At 69.0% G+C, this 23,715-nt stretch carries 32 protein-coding genes, 1 tRNA gene and 1 pseudogene; 12 read left to right on the top strand and 22 right to left on the bottom strand.

Translation table 11 applies throughout. The features are described from left to right. Nucleotides 1-491: 491 nt before the first annotated feature. The 6 genes from GNT64_RS09895 to GNT64_RS09870 all read right to left on the bottom strand — a co-directional run bounded on the left by GNT64_RS09895 (nucleotide 492) and on the right by GNT64_RS09870 (nucleotide 9,357). On the bottom strand, nucleotides 492-1,400 hold the full coding sequence (locus GNT64_RS09895) for an FAD:protein FMN transferase (RefSeq protein ID WP_156679387.1): 909 nt from the start codon (nucleotides 1,398-1,400) through the stop codon (nucleotides 492-494). Between the two features lie 89 nt (nucleotides 1,401-1,489). Next, a complete protein-coding gene (locus GNT64_RS09890; protein ID WP_156679386.1) occupies nucleotides 1,490-2,317 on the bottom strand; it encodes a DUF4198 domain-containing protein in 828 nt (275 codons plus the stop codon). A 14-nt stretch (nucleotides 2,318-2,331) separates the two neighbouring features. Beyond that, on the bottom strand, nucleotides 2,332-2,856 hold the full coding sequence (locus GNT64_RS09885) for a DUF2271 domain-containing protein (RefSeq protein ID WP_156679385.1): 525 nt from the start codon (nucleotides 2,854-2,856) through the stop codon (nucleotides 2,332-2,334). Between the two features lie 10 nt (nucleotides 2,857-2,866). Further along, on the bottom strand, nucleotides 2,867-3,511 hold the full coding sequence (locus GNT64_RS09880; RefSeq protein WP_156679384.1) for a PepSY-associated TM helix domain-containing protein: 645 nt from the start codon (nucleotides 3,509-3,511) through the stop codon (nucleotides 2,867-2,869). A gap of 95 nt (nucleotides 3,512-3,606) precedes the next feature. Further along, on the bottom strand, nucleotides 3,607-8,310 hold the full coding sequence (locus GNT64_RS09875; protein ID WP_156679383.1) for an NAD-glutamate dehydrogenase: 4,704 nt from the start codon (nucleotides 8,308-8,310) through the stop codon (nucleotides 3,607-3,609). A 129-nt stretch (nucleotides 8,311-8,439) separates the two neighbouring features. Further along, a complete protein-coding gene (locus GNT64_RS09870) occupies nucleotides 8,440-9,357 on the bottom strand; it encodes a PAS domain-containing protein (protein WP_156679382.1) in 918 nt (305 codons plus the stop codon). Between the two features lie 156 nt (nucleotides 9,358-9,513). On the opposite strand from GNT64_RS09870, the gene GNT64_RS09865 reads away from it, so the two are divergent. Further along, nucleotides 9,514-9,589: transfer RNA gene (locus tag GNT64_RS09865), tRNA-Thr, on the top strand. Nucleotides 9,590-9,604: 15 nt separating this feature from the next. Here GNT64_RS09865 and GNT64_RS09860 read toward each other — a convergent pair. The 16 genes and pseudogenes from GNT64_RS09860 to GNT64_RS09790 all read right to left on the bottom strand — a co-directional run bounded on the left by GNT64_RS09860 (nucleotide 9,605) and on the right by GNT64_RS09790 (nucleotide 19,070). Beyond that, entirely contained in the window at nucleotides 9,605-10,945 is a 1,341-nt protein-coding gene (locus tag GNT64_RS09860; protein ID WP_156679381.1) for a site-specific integrase, read from the bottom strand. A 160-nt stretch (nucleotides 10,946-11,105) separates the two neighbouring features. Then, nucleotides 11,106-11,375 carry a hypothetical protein gene (locus GNT64_RS09855; protein ID WP_156679380.1) on the bottom strand — a complete coding sequence of 90 codons (270 nt, stop codon included), beginning with the start codon at nucleotides 11,373-11,375 and terminating at the stop codon, nucleotides 11,106-11,108. After that, nucleotides 11,372-12,748 carry an ATP-binding protein gene (locus GNT64_RS09850; RefSeq protein ID WP_231639424.1) on the bottom strand — a complete coding sequence of 459 codons (1,377 nt, stop codon included), beginning with the start codon at nucleotides 12,746-12,748 and terminating at the stop codon, nucleotides 11,372-11,374. Before GNT64_RS09850 ends, GNT64_RS09855 begins: the two co-directional genes overlap by 4 nt. Nucleotides 12,749-12,898: 150 nt before the next feature. After that, nucleotides 12,899-13,024 (bottom strand): annotated as a pseudogene (locus GNT64_RS22275) (helicase HerA domain-containing protein); the annotation flags it as partial. Further along, nucleotides 13,021-13,500 carry a hypothetical protein gene (locus GNT64_RS09845; RefSeq protein WP_156679378.1) on the bottom strand — a complete coding sequence of 160 codons (480 nt, stop codon included), beginning with the start codon at nucleotides 13,498-13,500 and terminating at the stop codon, nucleotides 13,021-13,023. The pseudogene GNT64_RS22275 and the gene GNT64_RS09845, both read right to left, overlap by 4 nt. Then, on the bottom strand, nucleotides 13,497-13,805 hold the full coding sequence (locus GNT64_RS09840; protein ID WP_156679377.1) for a hypothetical protein: 309 nt from the start codon (nucleotides 13,803-13,805) through the stop codon (nucleotides 13,497-13,499). The genes GNT64_RS09845 and GNT64_RS09840 overlap by 4 nt, the downstream gene beginning before the upstream one ends. Then, a complete protein-coding gene (locus tag GNT64_RS09835; protein ID WP_156679376.1) occupies nucleotides 13,802-15,736 on the bottom strand; it encodes a ParB/RepB/Spo0J family partition protein in 1,935 nt (644 codons plus the stop codon). Before GNT64_RS09835 ends, GNT64_RS09840 begins: the two co-directional genes overlap by 4 nt. Continuing rightward, nucleotides 15,729-16,127 carry a hypothetical protein gene (locus tag GNT64_RS21530; protein WP_197277351.1) on the bottom strand — a complete coding sequence of 133 codons (399 nt, stop codon included), beginning with the start codon at nucleotides 16,125-16,127 and terminating at the stop codon, nucleotides 15,729-15,731. The genes GNT64_RS09835 and GNT64_RS21530 overlap by 8 nt, the downstream gene beginning before the upstream one ends. 121 nt (nucleotides 16,128-16,248) lie before the next feature. Beyond that, entirely contained in the window at nucleotides 16,249-16,584 is a 336-nt protein-coding gene (locus GNT64_RS09825) for a hypothetical protein (RefSeq protein ID WP_156679375.1), read from the bottom strand. 212 nt (nucleotides 16,585-16,796) lie between these two features. After that, a complete protein-coding gene (locus GNT64_RS09820) occupies nucleotides 16,797-17,120 on the bottom strand; it encodes a hypothetical protein (protein WP_156679374.1) in 324 nt (107 codons plus the stop codon). Then, a complete protein-coding gene (locus GNT64_RS09815; RefSeq protein WP_156679373.1) occupies nucleotides 17,117-17,500 on the bottom strand; it encodes a hypothetical protein in 384 nt (127 codons plus the stop codon). The genes GNT64_RS09820 and GNT64_RS09815 overlap by 4 nt, the downstream gene beginning before the upstream one ends. Then, nucleotides 17,497-17,706 (bottom strand): hypothetical protein, encoded by a 210-nt coding sequence (locus tag GNT64_RS09810; protein ID WP_156679372.1) that lies wholly within the window; start codon nucleotides 17,704-17,706, stop codon nucleotides 17,497-17,499. Before GNT64_RS09810 ends, GNT64_RS09815 begins: the two co-directional genes overlap by 4 nt. 38 nt (nucleotides 17,707-17,744) lie before the next feature. Continuing rightward, on the bottom strand, nucleotides 17,745-17,894 hold the full coding sequence (locus GNT64_RS09805) for a hypothetical protein (protein ID WP_156679371.1): 150 nt from the start codon (nucleotides 17,892-17,894) through the stop codon (nucleotides 17,745-17,747). A 93-nt stretch (nucleotides 17,895-17,987) separates the two neighbouring features. Beyond that, nucleotides 17,988-18,461: a hypothetical protein gene (locus tag GNT64_RS09800; protein ID WP_156679370.1), complete on the bottom strand. Its 474-nt coding sequence runs from the start codon at nucleotides 18,459-18,461 to the stop codon at nucleotides 17,988-17,990. Then, nucleotides 18,458-18,640 (bottom strand): hypothetical protein, encoded by a 183-nt coding sequence (locus GNT64_RS09795; RefSeq protein WP_156679369.1) that lies wholly within the window; start codon nucleotides 18,638-18,640, stop codon nucleotides 18,458-18,460. Before GNT64_RS09795 ends, GNT64_RS09800 begins: the two co-directional genes overlap by 4 nt. A gap of 163 nt (nucleotides 18,641-18,803) precedes the next feature. Continuing rightward, entirely contained in the window at nucleotides 18,804-19,070 is a 267-nt protein-coding gene (locus GNT64_RS09790) for a carph-isopro domain-containing protein (protein WP_422396629.1), read from the bottom strand. A gap of 154 nt (nucleotides 19,071-19,224) precedes the next feature. Here GNT64_RS09790 and GNT64_RS09785 point away from each other — a divergent pair, with 154 nt between their 5' ends. The 11 genes from GNT64_RS09785 (at nucleotide 19,225) to GNT64_RS09740 (ending at nucleotide 23,588) form a co-directional block, all read left to right on the top strand. Beyond that, complete coding sequence (locus GNT64_RS09785) at nucleotides 19,225-19,587, top strand: hypothetical protein (RefSeq protein ID WP_156679367.1); 363 nt, start codon at nucleotides 19,225-19,227, stop codon at nucleotides 19,585-19,587. A gap of 74 nt (nucleotides 19,588-19,661) precedes the next feature. Then, nucleotides 19,662-20,363, top strand: coding sequence for a hypothetical protein (locus GNT64_RS09780; RefSeq protein WP_156679366.1), 702 nt, complete (start codon nucleotides 19,662-19,664; stop codon nucleotides 20,361-20,363). After that, the gene (locus GNT64_RS09775; protein WP_156679365.1) at nucleotides 20,356-20,601 is read left to right on the top strand and encodes a hypothetical protein; all 246 of its coding nucleotides are present in this window, start codon (nucleotides 20,356-20,358) and stop codon (nucleotides 20,599-20,601) included. The genes GNT64_RS09780 and GNT64_RS09775 overlap by 8 nt, the downstream gene beginning before the upstream one ends. Before the next feature lie 13 nt (nucleotides 20,602-20,614). Next, nucleotides 20,615-20,932, top strand: coding sequence for a hypothetical protein (locus GNT64_RS09770; protein ID WP_156679364.1), 318 nt, complete (start codon nucleotides 20,615-20,617; stop codon nucleotides 20,930-20,932). Nucleotides 20,933-21,112: 180 nt separating this feature from the next. Beyond that, entirely contained in the window at nucleotides 21,113-21,472 is a 360-nt protein-coding gene (locus GNT64_RS09765; protein WP_156679363.1) for a LexA family protein, read from the top strand. Nucleotides 21,473-21,532: 60 nt separating this feature from the next. Next, nucleotides 21,533-22,129, top strand: a complete 597-nt coding sequence (locus tag GNT64_RS09760; RefSeq protein ID WP_156679362.1) for a hypothetical protein — start codon at nucleotides 21,533-21,535, stop codon at nucleotides 22,127-22,129. A gap of 123 nt (nucleotides 22,130-22,252) precedes the next feature. Next, nucleotides 22,253-22,477, top strand: coding sequence for a hypothetical protein (locus GNT64_RS09755; RefSeq protein ID WP_156679361.1), 225 nt, complete (start codon nucleotides 22,253-22,255; stop codon nucleotides 22,475-22,477). 4 nt (nucleotides 22,478-22,481) lie between these two features. Beyond that, nucleotides 22,482-22,658: a hypothetical protein gene (locus tag GNT64_RS09750; protein ID WP_156679360.1), complete on the top strand. Its 177-nt coding sequence runs from the start codon at nucleotides 22,482-22,484 to the stop codon at nucleotides 22,656-22,658. Continuing rightward, nucleotides 22,655-23,170, top strand: a complete 516-nt coding sequence (locus GNT64_RS09745) for a host-nuclease inhibitor Gam family protein (protein WP_156679359.1) — start codon at nucleotides 22,655-22,657, stop codon at nucleotides 23,168-23,170. Before GNT64_RS09750 ends, GNT64_RS09745 begins: the two co-directional genes overlap by 4 nt. Next, nucleotides 23,170-23,301, top strand: coding sequence for a hypothetical protein (locus tag GNT64_RS22170; RefSeq protein ID WP_277873263.1), 132 nt, complete (start codon nucleotides 23,170-23,172; stop codon nucleotides 23,299-23,301). Before GNT64_RS09745 ends, GNT64_RS22170 begins: the two co-directional genes overlap by 1 nt. A 26-nt stretch (nucleotides 23,302-23,327) precedes the next feature. Next, nucleotides 23,328-23,588, top strand: coding sequence for a hypothetical protein (locus GNT64_RS09740; protein ID WP_156679358.1), 261 nt, complete (start codon nucleotides 23,328-23,330; stop codon nucleotides 23,586-23,588). Nucleotides 23,589-23,715: the final 127 nt, after the last annotated feature.

Below are 23,715 nucleotides of genomic sequence, written 5' to 3'. Positions count from 1 at the left end.
TGCGAAGACGGTCGGCTTGAATATGCTGATGAGGTGAACCGACCGCTTACATCGATATTTATCATGGGCCTAACCTGCGCAGCGGCCGGAGGTTCTGCTTATGGCAAAGGGACGTGCCCGAAAGTGCCCGGCTGGGAACTGGCAGAAGAACAGAAACCTTCACCAGTTCCCTATTCCGAACCAATCTACAATGTCGCCGTTCAACTTGATAAAGGCGGTTGGAAGTGGAACGGCTCTACCATAGCTGACGTGACCTTTTTCACCTATCTTCGGCAGGCAGCGCGTATGAGTCCTGCGCCGCTTACCTTGGTTCAGTTTTCATCGGACCTCGATTGCGCGGCGAAGCGCGCTTTGAAGGCGCGTATCGGTCATGCTGCGGGTTGTCAGAAGCAAGGCAAACCCTGTCTCGAAGGAACAAGCGCAGAGTATCGCCGGTCTCGTCGCTTACCGTAGCGATCGTCCGCAAGTGGGCCTCAGCTGCCCCGGCCGTCTCACCCCAGCATCGCGGCGAAAGCCGGCGACAGGTGTTCCGTTGTTCCCACATCGCCACGCTCCACGATCAGCGCCGCGATGTCGTGTGCGTCCGCATAGGCCAGCGCCGCGTCCGTGCCGAGGACCAGCAGGGCGGTGGCCAGTGCGTCGGCCGTCATGCAGTTCGCGTGGAGGATGGTGACGGAGGCGATGCCGTTCGCCACCGTGCGGCCGGTGCGGGGATCGATGCTGTGGGCGTGGCGGCGGCCGTCGTGATCGAACCAGCGGCGATAATCGCCCGAGGTGGCGATCGACAGGCCGTGCAGCGCCACGCGGATCGGCGGCACGGCGACGCCCGGCGGCGCCTCCACCGCGACCCACCAGGGTTGGCCGTCCGGCTTGACGCCGCCGCCGCGCAGCTCCCCGCCGATCTCGACGAGGGCGTGCGGATGGCCGATCGCGGCGAGGCGGGTAGCGAGGCGATCCACCGCATGACCCTTGGCGATGCCGGAAAGATCGAGGCGCGCGCCGCCCGGTTGCCGCGCGCGGCGGGCGGGCGGGTCGATCGCGATGCCGCGCCAGCCGCCGGCGGCGCGCGCGGCCTCGATCTGCGCCGGTGTCGGCGGGGCGAGGCGGGCGGGGGCGGGGCCGAAGCCCCACAGATCGACGAGCGCGCCGGCGGCGGGATCGAAGGCGCCGCCGGTCGCCTCCGCCAGCGCGAGGCCGGCCTGGAGGACGTGGAAGAAGGGGGGCGACAGCGTGTGCCAGCTGCCGGCGGGGGCGCGGTTGAAGCGGCTGATCTCCGACATGGGCTCCCAAGGGCTCATCGCCGCGATCACGCCGTCCAGTTCGGCGACCAGCGCGGCGCGGACCGGCGCGGTGTCGAGACCCGGCGGCGCGACGAAGCGGGCCGACCATGTCGTGCCCATCGTCGCGCCGCCGATCCGGTGGACGACGCCGGCCGGCGGGGCCAGCCCGGCGGGCGACAGCGTCGTCGGGATGGCGAGGCGCGGCTCGATCAGGGCGCGAGCACTTCCAGCGTGGCGACATAGCCCAGGCGCCGCTCGGTCGCCTGCGGCACGCTGACCTTCTTGTCGCTGGCGGTGACGTTCAGCCAGTAGAAGCCGGCATATGGCCACTTGACCGTGACCTGCCCCTTCGCGTCGGTCGTGAGGTCGATCTCGCCGAGCGCGTTGCGGTAGCGGATGCCGCCGGGAATGATCGTGACCTTCAGGCCGGCGGCGGGCTTGCCATCCAGCAGAAAGCCGAAGGTCGCCGGCTCGCCCGCAACCAGATCGTTCGGGTGGGTGACGGGGGCGAACTCCAGCCCCTTTCCGGTCGGCTTCAGCACGCTGGTGCTGGGGGCGCCGTTGGTGACGAACGTCTCGTTGCGGTTCATGCCCTCCGACAGCTTCACGTCGGTGGCGCCGGCGGGGATGGCGGCGGCCAGCTTGTCCGGCGTGAGGCCGCGCGGCAGGCGCTTCTGCTCGCCGTTCAGCGTGTAGCCGCCCATGATGCCGCCCATGCTGGTGGCGATGCGGTACGTGCCCTGCTGGGTGAGGTGGACGTCGAAGGTGCTGCGGTAGCGGCCGGTGGAGGCGTTCTCGATCTTCGCCTCTGTGCCGTCCGGCGCCCACGCCTTCACGCCATCCAGGCGGAGCGGCTGATGCTCGAAGTAGAACAGGTCGTTGGAGATGGCAGCGTCCACCGTCACCCACGCATCGTCGCCGGAAACGGTGGTGGCGGAGGGCAGCATCCAGCCGCGATGGGCCTGCGCGGCGGCGGGGACGAGCGCGGCGGCGGCGAGTGCTGCGAGGGCAAGGCGGATCTTGGTGACGCGGATCATGGCTGCGCGCTCCTTCAGGGCTTGATCGTGGCGGTGACGGCGCCGAGTTCGGTGGTGCCGGCGGCGTTCACCACCTGCGGCGTTTTGGCCGGCCACGCGAAGGGCAGGCGGACGATCTCCTTGCCGCCCACCTCGCGCGCCGCCTCCACCACGAGCATGTACTGGCCCGGCGGCAGGGTGCCGAGCGGGCGGGCACCGGCGGCGAAGGATATCTTCTGCGGGCCGGGCGCGCGGGTGGCGCCGGTGATGCCGTCCGCCGGCAGCTTCAGGGTGCGGCCGCTCTTGCGCCACCACTGGCGCAGTTCCGTCAGCCACTTGCGGCCGCCATCCTCGCGATTGTCGGCATCGTACCAGAGGGCCAGATTGCGCACCGGCTGGCCCGGCTGCTCCAAGTAGATGGCCACATAGGGCCGGTGATATTCGGCGACCTTCAGCTGCGGTATGGTGACGGTGAGGTCGATGCCGGCGGCGAGAGCGGGGCTGGCGGCCAGCCCGCCGATCAGCGGCGCGGTGAGCGCGAGGATGTGGTTAGGCTTCATATCTGCCCCTTCAATGGACGAAATAGACGGCGAGGATGGCGGGGATCAGCAGCCCCATGCCGACGATCGGCCATGTCAGCCGGCGCCTGGCGGAATGGAGCTGGAGCAGGAACAGGCCGGTGATCGCGAAGACCAGGCAGGCGACGGCGAAGACATCGATGAACCATTTCCACGCCGGCCCGGCGTTGCGGCCCTTGTGGAGATCGTTGAGCCAGGAGATCCAGCCGCGATCCGTCACCTCGGCCTCGATCGCGCCGGTGCGGCGATCGAGCGTGACCCAGCCGTCGCCGCCGGGGCGCGGCAAAGCGAGGTAGATCTCGTCGGTCGACCATTCGGCGGGGCCGCCGGCGTGGATCCTCAGCGTGGCGGCGAGATAGGCGGCGACGGGCGCGGGCAGCGGCTTCTTCGCGTCCGCCGCATCATCCGGCCGGATCGCGCGCAGCAGCGGGGCGGGCAGGGCGCCCCGCGTCGTCGTGACCCGGGGCGCACCATCTATGTCGCCGGCGTGGTTCAGGGTGATGCCGGTGAGGGTGAACAGCAGCAGGCCGATCAGGCACAGGGCCGAGCTCATCCAGTGCCACTGGTGGAGCTGCTTCAGCCAGAAGGCACGGCGCTGCCGATCGGCCCGGCCGGTTGGTCGCGTCGTGCTGGACATGCCCCGTCTTGTTCGCCTTCCCCGTTGGAAGGCGCATAACGCGGGTGATAATCATTCGCAAGTAGTGCCGCGTATCAACCGGCCCCGGCCGGAGATTATCGCGCCAGCAACACCCTGGCCTGACCGGCGATCTGCGCGAGCATCGCCGCGGTGGTGGCCGGGGCGGTGCGGGCGCGGTCGACCACGGTGCGGAACTGGGCGACGCGCGGGCGCTGCGCCTCCAGCCACGCCTCCACCGCGCCGACCGGATCGGTGCCGCCGGCGCGGGCGACAAAATCGAGCCGCAACTGCTCGAAATCGCGCGAAAGGCCGGCGGTGAGCAGCCGCTCCCACGGATCGGACGAGACGTAGCGGACCGACTGCGCCTTCGCCCAGTCCAGCCCCAGCGCCTCGCCCAGCCGGACATAGGCGTGGGTGGCCGCCACCTCGTCGACGCCCAGCTGGCTGGCGACGGCGGCGGTGCCGACGGCGCCGTCCAGCTCGTTCAGGCGGACGATGCGGCGGACCAGATCGTCCGGAGCGCCGGTGCCGGCCAGCCGTGCGCGCAGGGCATCGGCCTGGACGAGCGCCTCCTGCCGCAGCAGCGCCTCGGCCGCGTCGTCGAGACGGCGGACGCCGGCGCCGAACCGCTCCGCGATCGCGCCGGCGTTCATCTCGGGCGTCGATGCGCGGACGAGATCGGCGATGTGCAGGCGTACGCTGCCGGCGGCGGCCTCCATCAGCGAGAGGCGCGCATTCTCGGCGACCTTCGCCTGCTCGATCTGCGTCCAGATATCCTCCAGGCCGAAGATCGCGTCCGCGGCAAAGTAGGTCGCGGCGACCTGCGCCAGCGAGACGCCCTCCTCCTCGGCCAGCTCGAACGGGATCACCACGCCCAGCCGGTTGACGACGCGGTTGGCCATCTTGGTGGCGACGATCTCGCCGCGCAGCCGGTGACGATCGATCGCCTCGGCGAACCGATCCCGCATGGCTCTGGGAAAGGCGGCGTGCAGCAGGGGCGTGAGGGTGGCATCGGCGGCGAGATCGGTCTTCTCGATCGCCGCCTGCAGCGCGAGCTTGCCGTGCGAGAGCAGGATCGCCAGCTCCGGCCGGGTGAGGCCGCGATCGTCCTGCGCGCGGCGCAGCAGCTCGTCCGAACTCTCCAGCCCCTCCACCGCGCGATCGACGCGGCCGGACGCCTCCAGCATCTCGATCACGCGGACCTGCGCGGGCAGCGCCGACGCGCCGCCATGTTCGGCCAGCGACAGGCCGAGCGTCTGCAGGCGGTTATCCTCCAGCACGATCGCGGCGACCTCGTCCGTCATCGCCGCCAGGAAGGCGTTGCGATCGTCGAAGCCGAGCCGGCCCTCGCGCATCTCCCGATTGAGCGGGATCTTGATGTTGACCTCGTTGTCCGAGCAGTCGACGCCGGCCGAATTGTCGATGAAGTCGGTGTTGATGCGGCCGCCATGCGCGGCAAAGGCGATGCGCCCGGCCTGGGTTACGCCCAGATTGGCGCCCTCGCCGATGGCGCGGGCGCGCACATCCTCGCCGTTCACGCGGTTGGCGTCGTTGGCGGGATCGCCCACCTCGGCGTTGCTCTCCGCACGGCCCTTCACATAGGTGCCGATGCCGCCGAACCAGAGCAGGTCCGCCGGCGCCTTCAGGATCGCGGCGATCAGCCCCGACGGATCGTAGGTGCCGGGCTCCACGCCAAGCGCCGCCGCCGCTGGCGCCGAGAGCGGGATCGCCTTCTGCGTGCGCGGGAAGACGCCGCCGCCGGGCGAGATCAGGGCCGCATCATAATCCGCCCAGGAGGAGCGGGGCAGGGCGAACAGGCGCGCCCGCTCCGTCCAGCTGCGGCCGGCATCGGGCGCCGGATCGAGGAAGATGTGACGGTGATCGAAGGCGGCCACCAGCCGCAGCGTCTTCGACAGCAGCATGCCGTTGCCGAACACGTCTCCCGACATGTCGCCGCAGCCGACGACCGTGACCGGATCGCTTTGCACGTTCACGCCGAGTTCGAGGAAGTGGCGCTGCACGGACACCCACGCGCCCTTGGCGGTGATGCCCATCGCCTTGTGGTCGTAACCCTGCGAACCGCCCGAGGCGAACGCATCGCCGAGCCAGAAACCGCGATCGAGGGCGATGGCGTTGGCGACGTCGGAGAAGGCGGCGGTGCCCTTGTCGGCGGCGACAACGAAGTAGGGGTCCTCGCCGTCGCGGATCACGATGCCGGCCGGATGCGTCACCGCGTCCTCGACGATATTGTCGGTGACGGACAGCAGCGAGCGGATGAAGATGCGGTAGCTCTCCGTGCCCTCGGCCAGCCAGGCGTCGCGGTTGGCGGCCGGCGGCAGCGCCTTGGGGTAGAAGCCGCCCTTCGCGCCGGTCGGCACGATGACGGCGTTCTTGACGACCTGCGCCTTCATGAGCCCGAGGATCTCGGTGCGGAAATCGTCCCGCCGGTCCGACCAGCGGAGGCCGCCGCGCGCGATCGGCCCGCCGCGCAGGTGGATGCCCTCCACGCGCGGCGAATAGACCCAGATCTCGCGCCACGGCAGCGGCGCAGGCAGACCGGGGATCAGCGCGCTGTCGAACTTGAAGGCCAGCGCCTCGTCGGCGGCGGGGGTATAGGCGTTGGTGCGCAAGGTGGCGGTGACGACGGCGCGCAGCCGCCGCAGGATGCGATCGTCGTCGATCGCGGCGACCTGGGCGAGCGCGGCATCGATCGCCTCGCCGGCGGCGGTCGCCGCGTCCTCGCTCTGGCGCGCGGGATCGTGCAGCGCGGCGAACAGATCGATCAGGCGGCGGGCGACCACCGGCGCGCGGCGCAGCGCCGCCGCCACCGTATCCAGCCCGTAGGCGAGCCCGGTCTGACGCAGGTAGCGGAACCATGCGCGGAACAGCACGACCGAGACCGGATCGAGCCCGCCCGCGATCACCAGCTGGTTGAACGCGTCATTCTCGGCGCGGCCCTCAAGAACGGCCGCGATCGCGCCCTCGGCAACATCGGCCCGCGCCATCAGCGCGTCCGCGTCGATGGTCTCGTCCACTTCCAGCAGCAGATCGTGGACGTAGCCCAGCCGGCCGCCATCGAGCGCGGTGGGATTCTCCTCCAGCACGCGGAAGCCGAAATTCTCCAGCACCGGCACCGCATCGGAGAGCGGGATGAAGTCGCCCAGACGGTAGGTCTTCAGGCGCAGCCGGCGCAGCCCGTCCGCCTCGTTGCGGTAGAGGCGGGCGCCGCGCTGCTCCGGCCCGGCCAAACCGCGCAGGCGGACCATGTCCTGCCCCGCTTCCTCCGGCGAGTAGCGGTTGCGATAGGGCGGCGGAAAGGCGTTGCCGTAGCTGATGACGAGGCGCGCGGCCGCGCCCGCGCCGAGCCGATCGACCAGTGCCGCCTCCACCGCCGGACCCCAGCCGCGCACCATCGCCTCCACCTGCGCGTCGAGCGGTGCGGCATCGGGCACGGCGGCGCCGTCCGGCAGATCGAGGATGTAGCGCACGAGGGCGACGCCGCCCTCGCCAAGCTCGATCGCGAAGCTGGAGACGGTGCCGCCGGCGGCCCGCTCCACCAGTTCGCCGATCGCGACGCGGCGGCCGGTGGTGAGCTCGTCGCGCGGCAGCCAGACGAAGGCGAACAGGTGGCGGGCCAGCGATCCCGCCACCAGCATCAGCTTGGGCCGCGGCCTATCGGCGAGCGACATGGCGGTGAGCGCCAGCGCCTCCAGATCCGCCGAGCGGAGGCCGATCAGCAGATCGTGCGGCAGAGCGGAGAGGGCGTGACGCAGCGCCTTGCCGGCATGGCCCTGCGGATCGAAGCCGAACTTCTCCTCGATCGCGCGGAGACGCGCGCGCAGCACCGGCACCTTCTCCGATGGGGTGGCGAGCGCGGCGCTGGTCCACAGGCCGGCATGGACGGACACGCCGGCGACACGCCCCTCCTGCCGCGACGGCAGCACGATCAGATCGATCGGCGCGCGGCGATGCACGGTCGCGACGCAATCCGCCTTCAGGATCAGCGGCGCCTCCCCGCCATGCTCGAAATGGGCGATCGCCGCGTCGCGCGCCGCCGCATCCCAGATGGGCGCGCGATCGCCGGCGAGGATGCCGAGGCCGTTCTCGCGCCCGTTCTCCTTCGTCTCGACCCGATGGCCGAGCAGGGTGAAGTGGCGATCGACGAACCAGCGCAGCAGCGCCGCGCCCTCGCCATCGGGCAGCCTCTCGGCATCCTCGCGCAGCGCGATCTGCAGGCGCGGCCAATCGCGCACGGCGGCGCGCACGTCGCCCAGCACGTCGCGCAGATCGTCGGCCAGGGCGCGGCGGGCCTTCGCGTCGGCACGCTCCATCTCGATATAGATCATCGACTCGCGGCGTTCGCCGCTCTCGTCCGGCGGCAGGATGGCGGTGAGCGTGCCCGCCGCGTCGCGCCGCACCGTGACCACCGGATGCAGCAGCCGGTGGATGTCCAGGCCGTGCGCGGCGATGGCGGCGGCGATGGAATCGACGAGGAACGGCATGTCGTCGTTGATCGCGGCCAGGCGCATTCGGCGGCGCGCATCCTCCCCGCCGATGGACTCTATGCGCAGGGCGGGCTGGCCGGCGGGGCGGCTGGCGGCGACATCGGCGACGAAGGCGGCCGCCTCCGCACGAGCCGCCCGATCGAAGCGATCGGTCTCGCCCGGCAGCGCGCCGGCCAGCAGCGCCTCGGCGATCGCCGCGCTTACCGCCGGATCGGTCCGCGCCGCGCCCGATGCCGAATCGCCCTCGGCGCCGGTGGGGGCGCCACCGGCAGACTTCGCCTTGATTGCCGTCATCGTTCCGTCCCGCTCCGCAAACCACCGGGCGCGGTCTCGGATGGCCGCCGCCTCGAACGGCCGCCTATATGCGCCGCGTGCGTGACACGGGCAAGGCGGCGCATCCCGCCCGGCGGCCGGCCGCCCGCCTCAATCGGCCAGGCGGCGCAGCGCGCGATCGAGCAGCAGCGGATCGTGGACCGGCGCCAGCACGCCGAACGTGCCATCCGCCAGCCGCCGCGCGACGAGCAGGACGAACTCGTCCGCATCGATGCCGTTCAGCGCCAGCGTGGCGCGCGGCGCGGCATCGCGCAGGAAGCGGCGTGCCTGATGCGCCGGCTCCGCTCCATCGAACGGCGATGCCGTATCCGCCGGCGCCATCGGCATGCCCAGATCGTCCAGCGACTGATGATCCGTATCGGCGTGGAAGGCACCCTGCGGGCCGGCATTCGGCCCGTCCGCCCACACCGGGCTCGGCACCGCGAGCGGGGCGGGCGCCTGCCGCAGCGCGCGATCCACCTCCGCCGCCAGCGCCGCGCTCTCCGAGGCGGCCGGCGCCTCCTTCCAGTTGATCACGCCGTAGATCGCGTCGATCGTCCGCTGATCGGACGAGAAGGGCATCAAAATGCCGCGGTACATCATGTTGCGGCCGCGCTGGTTGACGAACTCGGCCTCGAAGCCGATCGGCGCGTGATTGGCGATGATCTCGTCGATATGATCCGTCAGCCGCGACAGCAGCGAGCCGCGCGGCACATCCGACACATGCTCGATCGGCCGATCGTGCCCGCCCTCGTCGCGCAGCGCCTGGCCGACGAACGGGATCGCCGGATCGTCCGCGCCGGCCGAGAAATCGAGCACCACGCCGTGCGGCCCGAAATCGGGCACGGTCTCCGGCCGCAGCTCCGCGATCACCGGGTAGGAGCGGCCGTGCAGCAGCGACACCCAGTGATTATACGCGCGGACGTGCATGCGCCGCTCGTCCGACCCGATCGAGGGCGGCGGCTCCATGGCGGGCTCGTCTGCGGCCGGATAGTCCCGCTCCACATCCTCGCCGTCGATCGAACCCATGCTGTCCATATCATCGCCCCAGCCGCCCTCCCGGCCGGTGGGAGGATCGTGCCCGCCGGTCATGCGCGCGACATGGTTGCCGTTCGGTAAACGCCGTGCGCGGCTTGCGCGGGAGCTTGTGCTGCGCCGAGCCCGCTGATAAGGCGCGCGAACCATGCCGCTTTAGCTCAGTTGGTAGAGCATCGCATTCGTAATGCGGGGGTCACAGGTTCGAGTCCTGTAAGCGGCACCACCGAAAAGCTGGTTTCTACGGCATATTTGCCTCCCGCGCTGGCGGTGAGGAGCGGCTGGCTCCGGTGCGTTTCCGGTGCAGGGAGCCCGGAGCCAGCCGCTCAATCTCCGTGAGAAGTGTCTGTAGCGCGCGAACAACGCTGGGAAATTCGCCGACCGCATAGACCTCGGTCTGGCTCGAGGCGCGATGCCCCATGAAGCCTTCGAGATCCCAGCGTTCGGCGCCGCGGTTGCGAACCAGCGTCGCAAGGCTGTGCCGAAGGACATAAGGTTGCCAGTCACGGCCGGTCGGCATCTTCAGGTCGACCAGCATCGCCGCCCAGGCGGAATCGATGCTCTTCACCGAGCGCCCGTAATAGTTGACCAGCCAACCTCGTCCGACGCGCTGTTCGGGCTTCAGGGCAACGAACTCCTCCCACTCGGCCTCGAGCCAATCGGCGAGGAGCGGCAGCACCGGCAGCACTGGCCGGCGCTTCTTGTTCTGCGATCGGCCCAGCGGGTTGAGGTCTATCGTCGGCGACCCCGGCCACCATTGCTGCCGGTCGGGAGCGACGGAGATGTCCACCACCGCGCCAGGACGGGCGATCGTGCAGATCGATGCGATCACGAAGCGGTGGAGCGAGCCGCGCCTCTTGTTCGGCTCTGCCGCGTACGCCACAATGCGCGCCAACTCGTCCACGCCGATCCGCGTCCTGCGCTTGCGCTGCACCTGGCTACCCGGCAGCGGCCGGTAGGTCGGGCGCTTGTCGGATCGCGGTGGGCTAGCATTGGCCGCATGGTTGAGCACGGCGATCAGCTGCGCGATCGCCGCCTCCGTAGCTGCCGGCGAGCGGGGCTTGGACACGGTCACTGCGCCGGCACCGTTGCGCCAGGTCACAGGCTGAAGCCGCGACCAGCTACGGAACGCGTTGACGAACACCACCGTGCAGGCGGCCGCGCAGCTGGTCGCGATACCGAATCGCCCGTCCGATCCGCGGGCGTCTTCCGCATCGAGGAAGTCGAGGACGTGCTTGATCCGCCCCTCGATGGTGTCGGCCGAGACGCGCGTGCTCCCCCACTCGAGGCGATAGTCCGCGATCGCGTCGGTGAGCAAATACGCTTCCGCTTGTGCGAGCGGCTGGCCACAGGCGTGACAGAAAGCGGGTGCCTCGTCGGCGTCGGCCAGATAGCGGCGATCGAGAGCTAGGATGGCGAGCTGCTCTTCTGCCGTGCCCGTGCTCGCGCTTCGTTCGCGTCTCGCGGCGGGATCGTACCAGAAGATCGTAAGGTTGGGGGAGCGAAGGCTCCCATCGTTCCGCCGGTCCCAACCGAGCCAATATTTCCCGCGCCGATAGAGCGGCGTCTCGCGTCCCGGCATCGCGTCTGTTCCTTGATGAAGATTGCCTTGGCTTCGTGCAGCTTGTCCAAGCAGCCGAGGCTGACAAGGACGTCGAGGTCGGCCGGCTCCAAGCGAATACCGCGGCCCTCCTCCGCCGCGCGGCTCAGCCGCTGATCAAGACGGACGATCGGCGACGCGCTCATGCCAATTCTCCCAAGATGATCGTGGGCACTCTAAGCTCGGCCCAGGCGAGAGGTTGCGACCAAGTCGCGGTGCCGTCCTTCGCGAAGACGAATTGCTTCTGCACGCGCCAGACGTCGAACAGCAGGATCGCCCACCAGTGATCGCCGGGTTTCACGCCCCGACCGGCGCTGGCGGGCACCGGATCGGTGTGGATGCCGAACGCGAGGAAGCCGCGGCCATCACGAGGCGCGCTGTCCATGCTTCGCCAGAGAAGCTGGTCGCTCATGCGGGATCCACCATGAAGCGGTGCAGTGCGAGCTCACCGTCGTTCAGGTGGGCGACGTTCGCGGTCCGGAGCGCCTTGAGCGCCACGTTCCAGGAGCCGCCGCGGGTCGCCCGGCCGGTCGCTGCGCCGATCGCCGCCGTCGGCGCCGTGCCTGTCAGTGTGTCGCCGAGCAGCTCGATGATCGCGCGCGGCACGCGGCCGAGCTTTGCCGACCAGCGCTCGCGCAGCTCGGCCGGGCGCGGCAATCCCACCGGCGATGCCGCCGCCCACGTGGCGGTGCTCTTCAGCGCATAGACCAGGCCATCGCGCTCTTCGACCAGGCCTGCAGTGCGGAGAGCCTTGCGGTCGACGTTGATCGCACCTCCCTGCGGGCTGCGCACGGCGAGGAGCGCGAGATCCGCCCAGCTCACGCCCTCCGGGTGCAGTACGATCAGCAGCCCCAGCATCTCGCGTGCGCCGTGCCCGGGCAGAAGACCGGACGCGCCGCCACCGGAGAGGGGAGCCGGCGGCGGCGCGTCCGCAACGCATGGCCGGCGCTTGGCCGCCGCTCCGCGCGTTGTCCCGAGATCGGTTGTCGCGGCCGATCCTGCATTCTCCGGCTGCAGGTTCGGCCATGGCTTTCCGTCGCGCACGGCAACGAGCAGCTCCTCGATGATGCCGAGCCCGGCCTCATATTGCTCGGATCTGACCGTCGCCGCGTGAAGTTCGGTGCGCAGACCCGCAGCCTCCTCCTCGAGCTCGAAAACGCGTCGGTCGACGTCCGTCGGCGATGCATTCGCGCTGGCGCCCGCGGCCGGCCTGGCGAGCGCCGCGCGGATCGCCGCGATATCGATCTCACCGGATGGGAGGGGCAGCGCGCGCTTCTCGCCGGCGACCGGCGTCGACGAACTGTCGAACGTGGTGAGCAGAGGCGAGATGCCCCGCTCCAGCCGGGCTTCAGCCGGGCTGTAGATCCAGCGCTCGCCGCGCGCGAGCGCCGCCAGCGATCCCATGACCTCGGCGCGAACGTCCTTGGAGGCGTGACGCTTGAGGTAGCGATCGATCGCATCCTGATCGTGCGGCAGGATCAGCCGGTGCGCGACGATCGTCTGCATCTGCGAGAGGACGGCGTTGGCGATGTCGGCGGGACGCTGCGTGATCGCGGTGAGTACGAAGCCGCGCAGGCGTCCGCGCTTGGCGATCCAGGTCATCTGCCGGATCAGGCGGTAGCCGACGCTGTCAGGTGCGATCTGCGGGCAGAACTCGTCGGCCTCGTCGACGACGAGATGAAGGTTCGCCGGCGGCTTGGCGCGCAGACGTTCGACGAAGGCGAGCATGAAGCCGCGCAGATCCTCCTCGTCGTGAAGCTCGGACAGGTCGACGATCGCCGACATGCCCTGCTCGACGACAAGGCCGGCGATCGCCGCGCCGTCGCCTGCCTCGATCGCGATCTCGCTGTGAAGACCTCCGATCACCGGGATCGCAAAGCCCGCACCGTCGCCGGCAGCGTTGGACTGCATGCCCCACCACGCGCCCGTCGGGTCGATCACGACAACGTGCCGGCGATCGCCGAGCAGCTGCTCGACGAAGCCCTTGGCCGTCACCGTCTTGCCGGCGCCGGACGCGCCGACGATCGCGGTGTGGGTGTCGAGGATCGCGTCGATCGTCATGGTGCAACCGCCTCGGCCGGCTGGGCAGACGACGGCGACTTGCGTCCGCCCAGATACACGCTCCGCGCGATCCCGTGGATCGAGTAGATCGTCGACTTTGGCGTCCCGCTCGACGTCTGGCGAACCGGGTAGCCGCGGTAGGAGAGAGGCTGGTTTCCAGTCGCCCCACAGTCGCCGACTGTCGCGAGAAGCGCGGTGCGATCGGCCTCGGTGAGGTAGATCGCGCGGATGGACAGGCTCTCGCGCACCATCCGGGCGATCGTCGCGTCGAGGCGCTCAACGATCGATATCGGCGATCGTGGCGACGTCGTCTTCCTTGCCGGCGCGATCCGGGGCTCTGCCGCCTGCATCCGCCCATATGCCCGCTCGGTCTGCACGAGACGGGCGAGCTGCTGTGTCTCGCCCACGTCGAGCGCGCGCGTGCGGCTGAGCGCATCCAGCCGGGCGATCTCGCGAGCCACGGTCTGCCGGGTCAACGCGCACGCTCCTGGGCGGCGCGCAGCGTCTGAAGGCTGCGCGCCTGCATCATGCGCGCGCGCTGCGTCACCAGCGCCAGAGTGGTGTCGTAGATTGCCTGCTCGGAGACGCCGTCCTTTCGCATCTGGACGCCAATCAGGCAGGCGGCATTCGCCATGCCGGCGGCGAGCTCGATCACCATCGCGGTGAGCGCGGGCGGTTCGAGCCCGACCGCCTGGGCCAGGTCGATCTCCCGCTGCAGCTTCTCCTGCAGCTCGCTCGCGATCTTGCGGCCGAGATCCTCGGCGATGCGATGCTGGCTCATTCCGCCGCCTCCGCGAGTGCGGCCGAGGGCGCAGGTTGCTTGAAGTCCAGCTGGCGGAAAGCCAGCAGCGGATGGATCCACTCCAGCGCCGCCTGGCGGTTGCGGGCGGCCACGGCGTTGCCCGCGCCATTCAGCGCCTGGGCGAGGAGCCCGGGCAGCTCGGCCGCCTTGACCTTGCTCCAGCGCGCCAACGTCTCCGATCCGACGAGCGGTTCTGCGATCGCCAGCAGCTGCGCCTTCGGGAGCAGAGCCAGGAACTCGGCCGTCGGCGACCAGAGCTTGCGCACCAGCGGCGCGTGGACGCCCCGGGTAAATTGCGCGAGGGCGTCGTGGGGCGCGAGCGTGAAGCCGGGTGCGTTGGCGCTGCGCTCGAGAGTGAGTCCGGCGAGGACCGCGCCGGCGAGCCGCTTGGTGCTGGCGCCGGCGTTGAGAAAGTCGACGAACGCCGCAGCGAGGTCGGGCTCGGTGATGAAGCTCTCGGCAGAGATCTCGCGGACCGCGCCGAGCCAGACATCGTGCGCGACGTGCTGCTCCAGCTGCTCGTCGGCGGCGCGCAGCGCGCCGAATGCGATGCCGATCGTATGTTCCGTCGGCGCCGGCGATCGTGCCCCGACCAGCTGGCCGCTACCACGCGCCAACAGCGCCCGCAGCTGAGCCCAGAGCGCGAAATCGCGGCCGGCGTCGCCACCGCGCTGCGCGTCCTCGACCATGAAGGCTCGCAGAAGCTCGCGGCGCGTCGATCGGATCACCTCGAGCGCATCGGCCGAGACGCCGTGCTCTTCCTTCGCCAGTGCACGGGCCGGGGCCGCGGAATGGTACGGGTCCGAGAATGCGGCAGCGCCCTTCACCTTGACCTTCGCCGTGTCGCGCGCCTCTGCCGAGCTGCCGGAGCCGAACTTGGCCTTGCGGCTTTCCCACCAGTAGGTGACCTGCGGCTCGCCGGCCTCGCTAAGGTCGATCGCGGCGACCACCTCTCCCTCTGGCAGCACCAGCTTGCCCTCGGCGCCCTTCTTCGGCGTCACCTGCAGCGTATAGTCGGGGTAGCCCGACGCGTTGACCGGCGGCTTGGGGACGAAGCGGATGCTGCGACCGACCGCAGCTCGAGTGGCATCGCGCGCCTCGTCCAGCTGTGCGTTGGCCAGCTGGCTCAGCAGACCTTCGTCGACGATCCGGCCGCGCTGCTCCGCCTCGTCGGCGAAGAGATCGAGCTCGAAGCGTCCGCCGGCGGCGCGATAGGCGTCGGCGCCAACCAGGCGAAGCAGTCTGGCCGCCGCGCGATCGCCGACCTTCAGCGCTGACCGGACCTTTTCCGGCGTCCGCTCATAGTCGCGCCAGCCCTGCAACTGCTCGAAGACGGCGAGCTGCAGCTTGTGGTCGGTGGTGGCGGCGAAGGCGCGGGCCAGGTCGCCGGAGATCTTCTCCTCGGCGAACGCGACGAAGATCGGCTCGGCCAGCTGGCCGACCCGCTGCCAGCGCCGCACGAGGGCAAGCGGCTGGCCGAGCGCGGTCGAGATCGCCTCGGCAGGTTCGCAACGCGCGTCGAGGGCGCGGATGCCGGCGCAGATCTCGTAGAGTTCGAGATCGGCGCGCTGGATGTTCTCGCCGAGCGACAGCTCGATGATCTCGATGTCGGAATAGTCGCGGTAGATCTCCACGCGCACCGGCCAGTCGGCCGGCAGGTCGCCGCGATCGACGAGGTTCCGGATGGCGCGCGCGCGGCGGCCGCCGGCGAAGGCGCCGAATTTCTTGGTGCCCTTCATCGGGTGGAGGTTGAGCGGCTGGATCAGACCGCGGCCGAGGATCGAAGCCTCCATCGCCGCGATCGCGTTGATCGTGGCGCGGTGGCGGCGGACGTTGAGCGGCGAAACCTCGATCTGGTCGATCGTCATCGTCGCGGACGTGACGGTTCCCTTGGACGTCGTGCTAGGCATGGGCGTGCTCCGGCTTTACGGCCGCGAGCGCAGATCTCGACGAGCGGCCTTTGCGTGCGCTCACACCGGCCGTGGCAGCGACCGGTGCGTCGGGAACGGGGAGGGGGACCGCTTCCGGCCGGTCCCCCGAACCGAGGGCGGCGATGCTGTCCTCGATGTCGATCTGGCGCGGATCGGCAAGCGCCTGGCCGTACCGGACAAGCAGCCTCACGTCGCACCAGGTGGGATGCCCGGTCAGGTCATGGTGGCGCGCGGCCGTTCCCTGGGCTTGTGGGCCGCGCCAACGGGCATCCTCGCCGTGGCAGGTGAAGCAACCGGCGCGGACCTCGCGCGAGGTGGCGGCGCTGCGGACCGGCTTCACCACCGGCTGTGCAGCCAGCAAGGCAGACACATTCCATCGCGTTCGGGTGGTCGTACGCCGCACTCCGGGCAGAGGCCCTCGTCCCGCCGCCGCTTGCGCTGCTCCCGCTCCGCGCGGAGAAGGCCCACGAACCATCGCCAGGCGCGGACCATCAGTACGCCTCCCGCCGCTGGCGTTCCTGGCGCAGACGCACGGCAAGATCGCGCGAGGCGATCTCGCGCCGGGCGTGCTCGATCGTGCCCGCGATCTCCGCCTCGATGATCCGCCGCGCCTCCGCCGCCGGGATGCGCTTTGTCCTCACGAGCCGGTGGTAGGCGGGTCGCAGCTCGGGTGGGCACCAGCCGAACTTGGCCCGGTCGGTACTGGCGACGGCGGCCGAGCGCGCCTCGGGCGTTTGCGACCGGGCGTGGATCTCCGGCTGCGAGAGGAAATCGCGCACCAGGCGGCGGCCCTTCTCGCGTAGGCGATCGCGCTGCTCGTCGGTCATTCCCGCTCGCCACGTGGACAGCTGCCGGCTCAGCCGTTCGCGGGCGGCCGGAGCTGCGAAATGCGAGCGAAGGCCGGAGAGGCGCCGCTCGTTGTAAACGGGATCGGAGTGCAGGCGCCGCATCGCGTGGAGCTGGCACAGGCCGGTCTTCGACTGGTGCGTGATTGTCGCGCCACACTCCGCGCATGCTCGATCGGCGGGGCGACGGGCCATCAGCGTCGCCCCTCTTCGAGGCGCGCGTTTGCGAGCTCGGCGCGAATGTAGGCAGTGCAGTCGGCGATCACCGCTTCCTCGAAAGCAGCGACCAGGACCGCGTCGGCAGGATCAAGCCGCGAGGCGGCGACGATCGCGCTGGCGAGACCCGCCGCGTGCGCTTTGCAGAGCCCGACAATCAATGCGGCAGGCGAGACGCTATCGCTGGCGACGATCGCCGGCGAGACGCGAAGGTTGGCGCCGATGAACGCGAGGCCGAACGCGTTCGTGGCAATCGCGAGACCCTCGGGATCGACCCGGTCGAAGATGGTCGACCCGGTCATGCCACCGGCCTTTTCTGCTTCTCGGCCGTCGCCTCGATGCGGGCGCAGCGGGTGCAGAGCGTCGCGGCGGCGTCCGCCCAGGCGCAGGGGCCGAAACTGTCCTGGCAGGGATCGAACCACGAGCAGGCGCAGCGTCGACAGACGGATCGCGTCGGCAGCTCGGCGAGCAGGGAGGCGTAGATCTCGATGTCGAGCGGGACGAACAGGTTCACTCGGTGGAGCGAACCGGCATCCAACGGCGCATCATCGGCCTCGGCGTTGACGAGCAGCTGTTCGACCTCAGCCAAGTCGAGCGGCGGAGTGAAGAACTGGTAGGCCAGCTCGCGCAGAGAGAGGCCGGTCGCCTCCCGACGGAGGCGCAGATACGTCCCGGGGCTCATGGCCGGCGATCCGCCGGCACGGTGCCGAACGCGGCGAGCGCCGGCGGTAGCAGACCCAGCAGCGCGCAATTCTCAACCAGCTGGGCGTGCAGATCGGCGCGAGCGGCGCGATCGGTGTCCGCGACGATCGACTGGATGAGAACGGCGTTGGCGGCGCGCAATCCGGCGCGCGCCGCTTCGGTGAGGGGAACAGTCTTCGGCAGCATGGCAGGTGCTCCGACGAGGGGTGAAGGGGAGAAAAGGGTCATCGCTGGATCAGCCCGACGATCGCCGCCAGCAGCAGCCAGAGGATGAGCGTGGCAGCGACGAGCACCAGCGCCGAGCGCGTGCAGCCGCGGCGATCGGCGGGGTGGACGCATCGAGAGCAGCGGCAATCGTCTGGGTGCAAGGGCACGGCAGCAGCTTTCTCGGGCAGCACGAAGCCGCCCCTGCGGTCAGGAAGTCGCAGGGCGGCCGGATCGGGCGGGCAGTCTCGTGGGAGTGGGGCTCAGCTGGTGTCCGGTGGCGCGCGCGCACGGCTGAGTAGCGCGAGCGCCGTATTAACCTCGCGCGCAACGTCTTCGAGTTCGCGGAGGGCGTTTACGCGGTCGTGCTCGGACGCGGACGGCAGCGCAGCGAGCACCATCGCCTCGTGCGCCTGGCCGCTCTCCCGGATCACGACGCATGTCTGATGGCCGATCGCCACCTGATCCGCGAAGGCGTGCTCTCGCGCGATCCCCAGCTGAAGCTCGTAGGTTTGAAAGATCGGCTGGCCAACGCCACCGGCACGTTCGTACGCGATGTCGAGCGCGATCGCGGCGGGGAGCGGCAGCTGCTCAGGCTGGGCTTCGTCTCCCCAGCGTCGCACAGTGCTCTCGTGCCGGTCGACCAGGCGCGCCATCTCGGCCCAGCCGCCCTCGATCTGACCGGCGATGCGGGCGAGCGCGAGATCGATCGAGAGGGGCGGGCGCGGCTTCGTCACGCCGGCTCACCGAAGCAGTCGTCGAAATCGCCGTCATGCCCGGGCTCGCCGTGGCAGTCGGGGCAGGGATCGGTGCCGTCGCCATTGCCGCCGCCGCAGACGCACAGATCGCCGCCGCAATGGCAATCGATGTCGCCCGTGTTGTGGCAGGTCTCGCACCAGCTGCCCGGCCCCCTCATCCACGGCCTCCGCGAGAAAAGGCAGTGCCGATTGTCGGGGACAACCGGCGCCGGTGAGCTCCAGAGGATGAGGGCAAACGGTCAACGCGCCCGATCACTTGGTGCAGGCAACGGCCGGTCTGCCGGCGGCAGAAAGGTAGATGACGAGCGTGTGTCGGGAGCCTCATCGCGCCGGTTCCATGTCGCCGAAGTCGGGATGGGGCTTGCGGGCGTGATCGGCCGGGCGATCCTCCGGAAACGGGAACATCACGTCTTCGGCGGTCAGGTTCAGGCCGATCCTGTTTCCGATCTCGAGAACTTTCGGCTGCTTGCTCGTCGGGATGCGGCGCCGCCGTTTCCAGTCCTGCACATTGGATGACGCTTCTCCGAGCGTCTTCGCCATCGGCCGAATGCCGCCGAATCGCGTGAAGAGAGGCAGTCCCGAAGCCATGTGCGGACTTGTGCGGGAAAACCGGACAGCAAGTCAACGTATAATCGGTGCTGACGTGTGCGGGATATCCGCACACCATCGTCCTATGTCCTCAGCGGCTCTTGGATTGAAGCGCTTGCGGCAGAGCGCCAACCCTCCTCTCACGATCCGTGGGATGGCGGACAAGCTGGGGGTCCCGACATCCTCCTACGCGCGCTATGAAGATGCAAACGACTTCAAGAAGCCCCATCTTCCGCTCGAATTTGCACGCAAAGTGGCGGTGATACTTGCCGATCGCGGCATCGACCCAGCTGACGTCATGGCATTGGCCGGTGTCGGCGCTGACGAGTTTCAGCCTGTCCAGCTTTCCGCGAGCGAGGAGCGGCTCGTCGATCGCTTTCGCGGGCTCGACGCTGGGCAACGACGCCTTCTGCTGGATCTGGCGGAGGCCATGGGTGTGGCCTGCACCGCCCCGTCACAGGATCGGCCGACGATCCACAGCTCGAAGACCGACTATCGCGGGGATGTCAGGCGTTAGAGGCAGGGGGAGTCATGGGGCTAGTAGAACGCTTTTCTGGTCAAGAGGCGATCCTTCCTCCAACACGTGTTAGCGTGGCGGACGTGATCGAGCGGGAAGAGGCGCTCGTCATGAAAGAGCCGGCACGTGAGGCAGAACCTGATCCGATAACAGCGTTCGTATGCGTGATCGAATATGTGGGTGAAGCTCGGCTAATAACCTGCCGCCGCTACGACATCTTCGGCGAGCATGGTTATGTCGGCGCGATCTGCTCGGTCGCGGGTGGCTATCGCCAGTTCCGTTGCGATAGGATTGTTTCCGTTGCCGACGCCTACACCGGCGAAGTGCTTGGCGATGGCAGCTACTTCGCACGCTTCGAGCCCAGATCGATACGTGAGAAGGCGCCGACGTGGGGGCTTGATCGAACGCAGAAGGCGACGCTGATCGCCGGGTTGAACGTGCTTGCGTTCATAGCTCACTGCGACGGAAAGTGGCATCTCCTCGAATTGGAGCCGATCGAACGTTTCGTCTGCTCGATATGGTTACGCAAGGAGTGGGCCGGCGATCCGCCAATCGACGAGATCCTCGCGCACGCGCGCCGATTGGCACCTGATGCCGACACCTTCTTTGCAGCGCTCAGGCACTATGCGCGAAGTCGAACGTCAACGGCGGTCCTGAAGCGAGCGGTTGCCGACCTGATCGCGGCGGATGGTGTGGTATGCGCGAATGAAATGAGCTGGGGCATGGAGCTTGCCGATCATCTAGCTATGCTGTCTAACCGGTGCTCAGATGACTGAAGACACGCAATCCGCTTCAGACGACACTTTGAGGTTTTCCAATTCCGATATGCTCGTCATGATCGCGAGCCTATCCAATGCGATTAGCTACCTGATCGCGGCAACTCGACGGGGGCAACGCGACCCATCGCCCGGTGTAGTCGATGCACTCGAGTCGGCGGGCCGCCAGCTCGATACGATCGAGGGGATCTTCCTCGAGAAGGTCCGTACCATCGGGGTGCATACCGATGACAGTTGACGATCGACTGCGTGTGCAGTTTGCCACGATGAAGCAGATCCGCGAGCAGTCCCGCGGCGAGGGCCTCTTGCATGGCGGCGGCGGCGGGGGCACTTCGGAACCCATGGAAGAGCGCGTCACCCGGCTGGAAACCCATATGGAGTATGTACGTCGCGATCTCGACGACCTGCGCGCAGGCCAAGCGACGATCCTTGATCGGCTGAACGACCTGCCGACCAAAGCCGACCTCAACACGTGGCGCTGGCAGTGGGTGGCGACCGCCATTGCCATCATAGCGCTGACGGTTGGCGGCATCACCGGTGGTCTCGCGCTGATCGCTTCGGGTTCGTAATCGGTATTACCGATCCCGACCCTCGGGTATTACGAGGGTATCTAGGCGATCGGGCGCAGGAAACGACGCGGATCTGTGCGGCATTGCGCCACCACGGCGGAGGGTCCCTCCGTCGCTGTTCGGGCGACGAGCGGAGGCATTACTCTGGCGGTCGCTTCACCTTCACGCTATGTTCCTGTCATGCAGGAGGTTCCGTCCGCGCCTCCCCGTCGAGATCAGGCGCTGGCTTTCATCATCGAGCGGATCGCCCGCTCCGGCACCAGCCCGAGCTTCGACGAGATCGGGCGACATCTTGGCGTGAGCAAGCCGCGGGCGCGCGAACTCGTCGGCGAGTTGATCGACCGCGGCATCATTGAGAAGACGCCCGGCGCGCAGCGCAGCCTGAAGGTGCTCGACGTCGCCCGCTCGCGCGTGCTGCTGGAAAGCACGCTGCGAAGCATTGGCTGGGTCGTCGTTGGTCCACATCAAGCGATGCGGCCCTTCCCGCAAGATAAGCTGCCGCTGTTGCCCGCGTTCGAGCATCTGCCGGAGCAGGACTGAGCGGAGGGCAGCATGACGATCTCAATCATCGAGCGCGAGAGACAACGGTTCGAGCATCTGGTGCTCGGCCGCCCGCGGCCGCGGATCGACACGGCTTCGCAAATGCCGCGGAGGAAGAAGAAGGGCAGCCGCCGGGTGGTGGTGCGGCTGCCGAGTTCGCCCGCGCCAATGCCGCTGGCGCCTGCGATCGAGGCCCGGGTCGCGCTGCGGGAGCGCTGGTCACACAAGCAGGGCACCGCCGAGACACACGACCATGCCGAACGACGCCGGTCGGGTTCGCTGGCGCGGCTGTTCGAAAGCGGCGCGCTCGACAAGGATCAGCTCGCCGCCGCCGAGCAGATCGGCGAGGCCTACCGCATCATCGTCGCCGATGTCGCGGTTCGCACAGCAAGCCTCGAGGCGCGGGTGGACGGCGGCGTGCATGGTCGGCTGGAAGAGGAACGGCTCGGGCGGATCCAGGCCGAGCGTGCCTATGACAGCTGGCGCGACACGATCGCGCGCTTCGCCGATCCGCTGCTGGATATCATCGTTCACGACGTAGGCCTGACGATCGCCGCACGCCGCCACGGCCTTTCAATGCCACGCGCACGGCGGCTGCTGACGGTCGCGCTCGATCTCTGGTGGACCTGCCTGGCGCGGGAAAGACGGGCCGCCTGACCCCTTTCCTTTCGGGAACTTCCCGCAAGGGAAGGGCGCGAAATCGACACGTAAGCGGCAGGAACGGCCCCGCCACAGCCGCGTCCGGAGCCTGAACGCTTCGGCTTCCGGAGCTCCCGTTCCATGGCCCAGCCGCAATCGCCCCTAGCCGACGAGCTCGAGCGCGTGAGTGCCGACCTCGACAAGCTGATCGGGGCCATGCGTGCCGGCCGTCCGTCGCAGACACAGCACGACGGCCATGTCGACCAGGTGGAGCAGCTCGCGATCCGCATGCGTCGCGCGGTGCGCGGGCCTGGTCGTCCCGAAAACCCGCCGATCGGCCGTTGCGGCCGCGGCTACATCTGGTGAGCCGATGATCGACTTGGGCAAGATTCGCGCCTCTGTCGAGGAAGCGCCAGGCGATATCGTCGCCCTCAGCAAGGCGCAGATCCGCGAACTGCTTGATGACGTCGAGCGCGGCTATGTCGCGACGCGCCAGCTGAAGATGCGCTCGGCTCCCGCCGACGCGCTGGGAGGGCTTCAGGCATGAAGCTGCGGATCACCGCGCCTGTAGAGCAGGCGACCGCGCTGCTCGAGCGCTTCGCGGCGCTCGGCCATCAGATCGCACTGGCGGAGGCTGGCCGCGAGGAGGCGATCGCGCGGAGCAACGCCGTTGCAGACGGCATCGTCGTGCCGCTGCTCCACGAGCAAGGCGAGCTGCGCGAGCAACTGGCAGCCTGGTGGGGCCGATCGGGCGCCGCCCTGCTCACCGGCAAGCGCAAGACGCTGGAGCTCGGCGGCTGCATGATCGGCAGCAAGGCCGGACGCACCAGATTGGAGTTTGCCGGCGGCGACGACGCGGCTGCCCTTGCCAAGCTGCGCGAGCATCGCTGGGCCAAACCTTACGTGCGGGTCAGCTATTCGGTCGACAAGGTCGAGACGAAGAAGGGGCTCGAAGGCAAGCATGCGCAGCAGCTGTACGCACTCGGCTTCTCCGTCCCGCCGGCCGAGGAGGTCTTCCTGCTCGAGCGCGTCGTTCAGGACGGTGTGGTGACGCGCTGATGGATGAGGGCGTTCGTCTCTTCGCCCGGTGCGTCGGCATCGCGGTGATGTTGCTGCTCGCCAAAGATGAGCCGCTGGTGCGCCTGCCCGCTGAGCAGGTCCTGCACTGGGTGCGGGAGCGCATCGCATGAGGTCTGAGGCATTCGAGTTCCCGCTGATGCGCGAGGAGATGAAGCGCCTGCCTGGCGGCCGCTGGATCGATCCCCGCGTGCTCGACGACGCGATCGGCGAGATCGCCGTGGCCGATCTCAAAGCTGCCGGTGCTCGTGGCCGGCGCGACCGGCTGGACGCCGAGATCGCGAGACACGAGCAGGATGGTGCGCGTGCCCGGGCGAGGGTCATGGCCCTCATCGAGACCGCCATCACGATCAGCCCGGCAGCGTCGCCCGCCGAAATGCGACGAACCGAGTTCGATTGACCTCGACACCGGCCGCCGCCCCCGGTTGGCCGCCCCCGAACCGGCCATCCCCCCCGGTTCGGGTCCTTCCCGGCCAGTTTCGTATACGGGGCGCAAAGGCTCGAAGCGTTCCCAGCTATGGGTTCTG

Origin of the sequence: Sphingomonas profundi (assembly GCF_009739515.1) — a bacterium.
GTDB classification, from domain to species: Bacteria; Pseudomonadota; Alphaproteobacteria; order Sphingomonadales; family Sphingomonadaceae; genus Alterirhizorhabdus; species Alterirhizorhabdus profundi.
Note: the sequence above shows the minus strand (reverse complement) of the source record. Positions and strands in the feature narration are given on the sequence as shown.

Coding starts and splice junctions, on each gene's coding strand:
- GNT64_RS09895 (WP_156679387.1), bottom strand. CDS start 1,400: ATGGGCACGACATGGTCGGCCCGCTTCGTCGCGCCGCCGGGTCTCGAC.
- GNT64_RS09890 (WP_156679386.1), bottom strand. CDS start 2,317: ATGATCCGCGTCACCAAGATCCGCCTTGCCCTCGCAGCACTCGCCGCC.
- GNT64_RS09885 (WP_156679385.1), bottom strand. CDS start 2,856: ATGAAGCCTAACCACATCCTCGCGCTCACCGCGCCGCTGATCGGCGGG.
- GNT64_RS09880 (WP_156679384.1), bottom strand. CDS start 3,511: ATGTCCAGCACGACGCGACCAACCGGCCGGGCCGATCGGCAGCGCCGT.
- GNT64_RS09875 (WP_156679383.1), bottom strand. CDS start 8,310: ATGACGGCAATCAAGGCGAAGTCTGCCGGTGGCGCCCCCACCGGCGCC.
- GNT64_RS09870 (WP_156679382.1), bottom strand. CDS start 9,357: ATGGGTTCGATCGACGGCGAGGATGTGGAGCGGGACTATCCGGCCGCA.
- GNT64_RS09860 (WP_156679381.1), bottom strand. CDS start 10,945: ATGCCGGGACGCGAGACGCCGCTCTATCGGCGCGGGAAATATTGGCTC.
- GNT64_RS09855 (WP_156679380.1), bottom strand. CDS start 11,375: ATGAGCGACCAGCTTCTCTGGCGAAGCATGGACAGCGCGCCTCGTGAT.
- GNT64_RS09850 (WP_231639424.1), bottom strand. CDS start 12,748: ATGTCGGCGATCGTCGACCTGTCCGAGCTTCACGACGAGGAGGATCTG.
- GNT64_RS09840 (WP_156679377.1), bottom strand. CDS start 13,805: ATGAGCCAGCATCGCATCGCCGAGGATCTCGGCCGCAAGATCGCGAGC.
- GNT64_RS09835 (WP_156679376.1), bottom strand. CDS start 15,736: ATGCCTAGCACGACGTCCAAGGGAACCGTCACGTCCGCGACGATGACG.
- GNT64_RS09825 (WP_156679375.1), bottom strand. CDS start 16,584: ATGACCGACGAGCAGCGCGATCGCCTACGCGAGAAGGGCCGCCGCCTG.
- GNT64_RS09820 (WP_156679374.1), bottom strand. CDS start 17,120: ATGACCGGGTCGACCATCTTCGACCGGGTCGATCCCGAGGGTCTCGCG.
- GNT64_RS09815 (WP_156679373.1), bottom strand. CDS start 17,500: ATGAGCCCCGGGACGTATCTGCGCCTCCGTCGGGAGGCGACCGGCCTC.
- GNT64_RS09810 (WP_156679372.1), bottom strand. CDS start 17,706: ATGCTGCCGAAGACTGTTCCCCTCACCGAAGCGGCGCGCGCCGGATTG.
- GNT64_RS09795 (WP_156679369.1), bottom strand. CDS start 18,640: ATGAGGGGGCCGGGCAGCTGGTGCGAGACCTGCCACAACACGGGCGAC.
- GNT64_RS09790 (WP_422396629.1), bottom strand. CDS start 19,070: ATGGCTTCGGGACTGCCTCTCTTCACGCGATTCGGCGGCATTCGGCCG.
- GNT64_RS09785 (WP_156679367.1), top strand. CDS start 19,225: ATGGCGGACAAGCTGGGGGTCCCGACATCCTCCTACGCGCGCTATGAA.
- GNT64_RS09775 (WP_156679365.1), top strand. CDS start 20,356: ATGACTGAAGACACGCAATCCGCTTCAGACGACACTTTGAGGTTTTCC.
- GNT64_RS09765 (WP_156679363.1), top strand. CDS start 21,113: ATGCAGGAGGTTCCGTCCGCGCCTCCCCGTCGAGATCAGGCGCTGGCT.
- GNT64_RS09755 (WP_156679361.1), top strand. CDS start 22,253: ATGGCCCAGCCGCAATCGCCCCTAGCCGACGAGCTCGAGCGCGTGAGT.
- GNT64_RS09750 (WP_156679360.1), top strand. CDS start 22,482: ATGATCGACTTGGGCAAGATTCGCGCCTCTGTCGAGGAAGCGCCAGGC.
- GNT64_RS09745 (WP_156679359.1), top strand. CDS start 22,655: ATGAAGCTGCGGATCACCGCGCCTGTAGAGCAGGCGACCGCGCTGCTC.
- GNT64_RS22170 (WP_277873263.1), top strand. CDS start 23,170: ATGGATGAGGGCGTTCGTCTCTTCGCCCGGTGCGTCGGCATCGCGGTG.
- GNT64_RS09740 (WP_156679358.1), top strand. CDS start 23,328: ATGCGCGAGGAGATGAAGCGCCTGCCTGGCGGCCGCTGGATCGATCCC.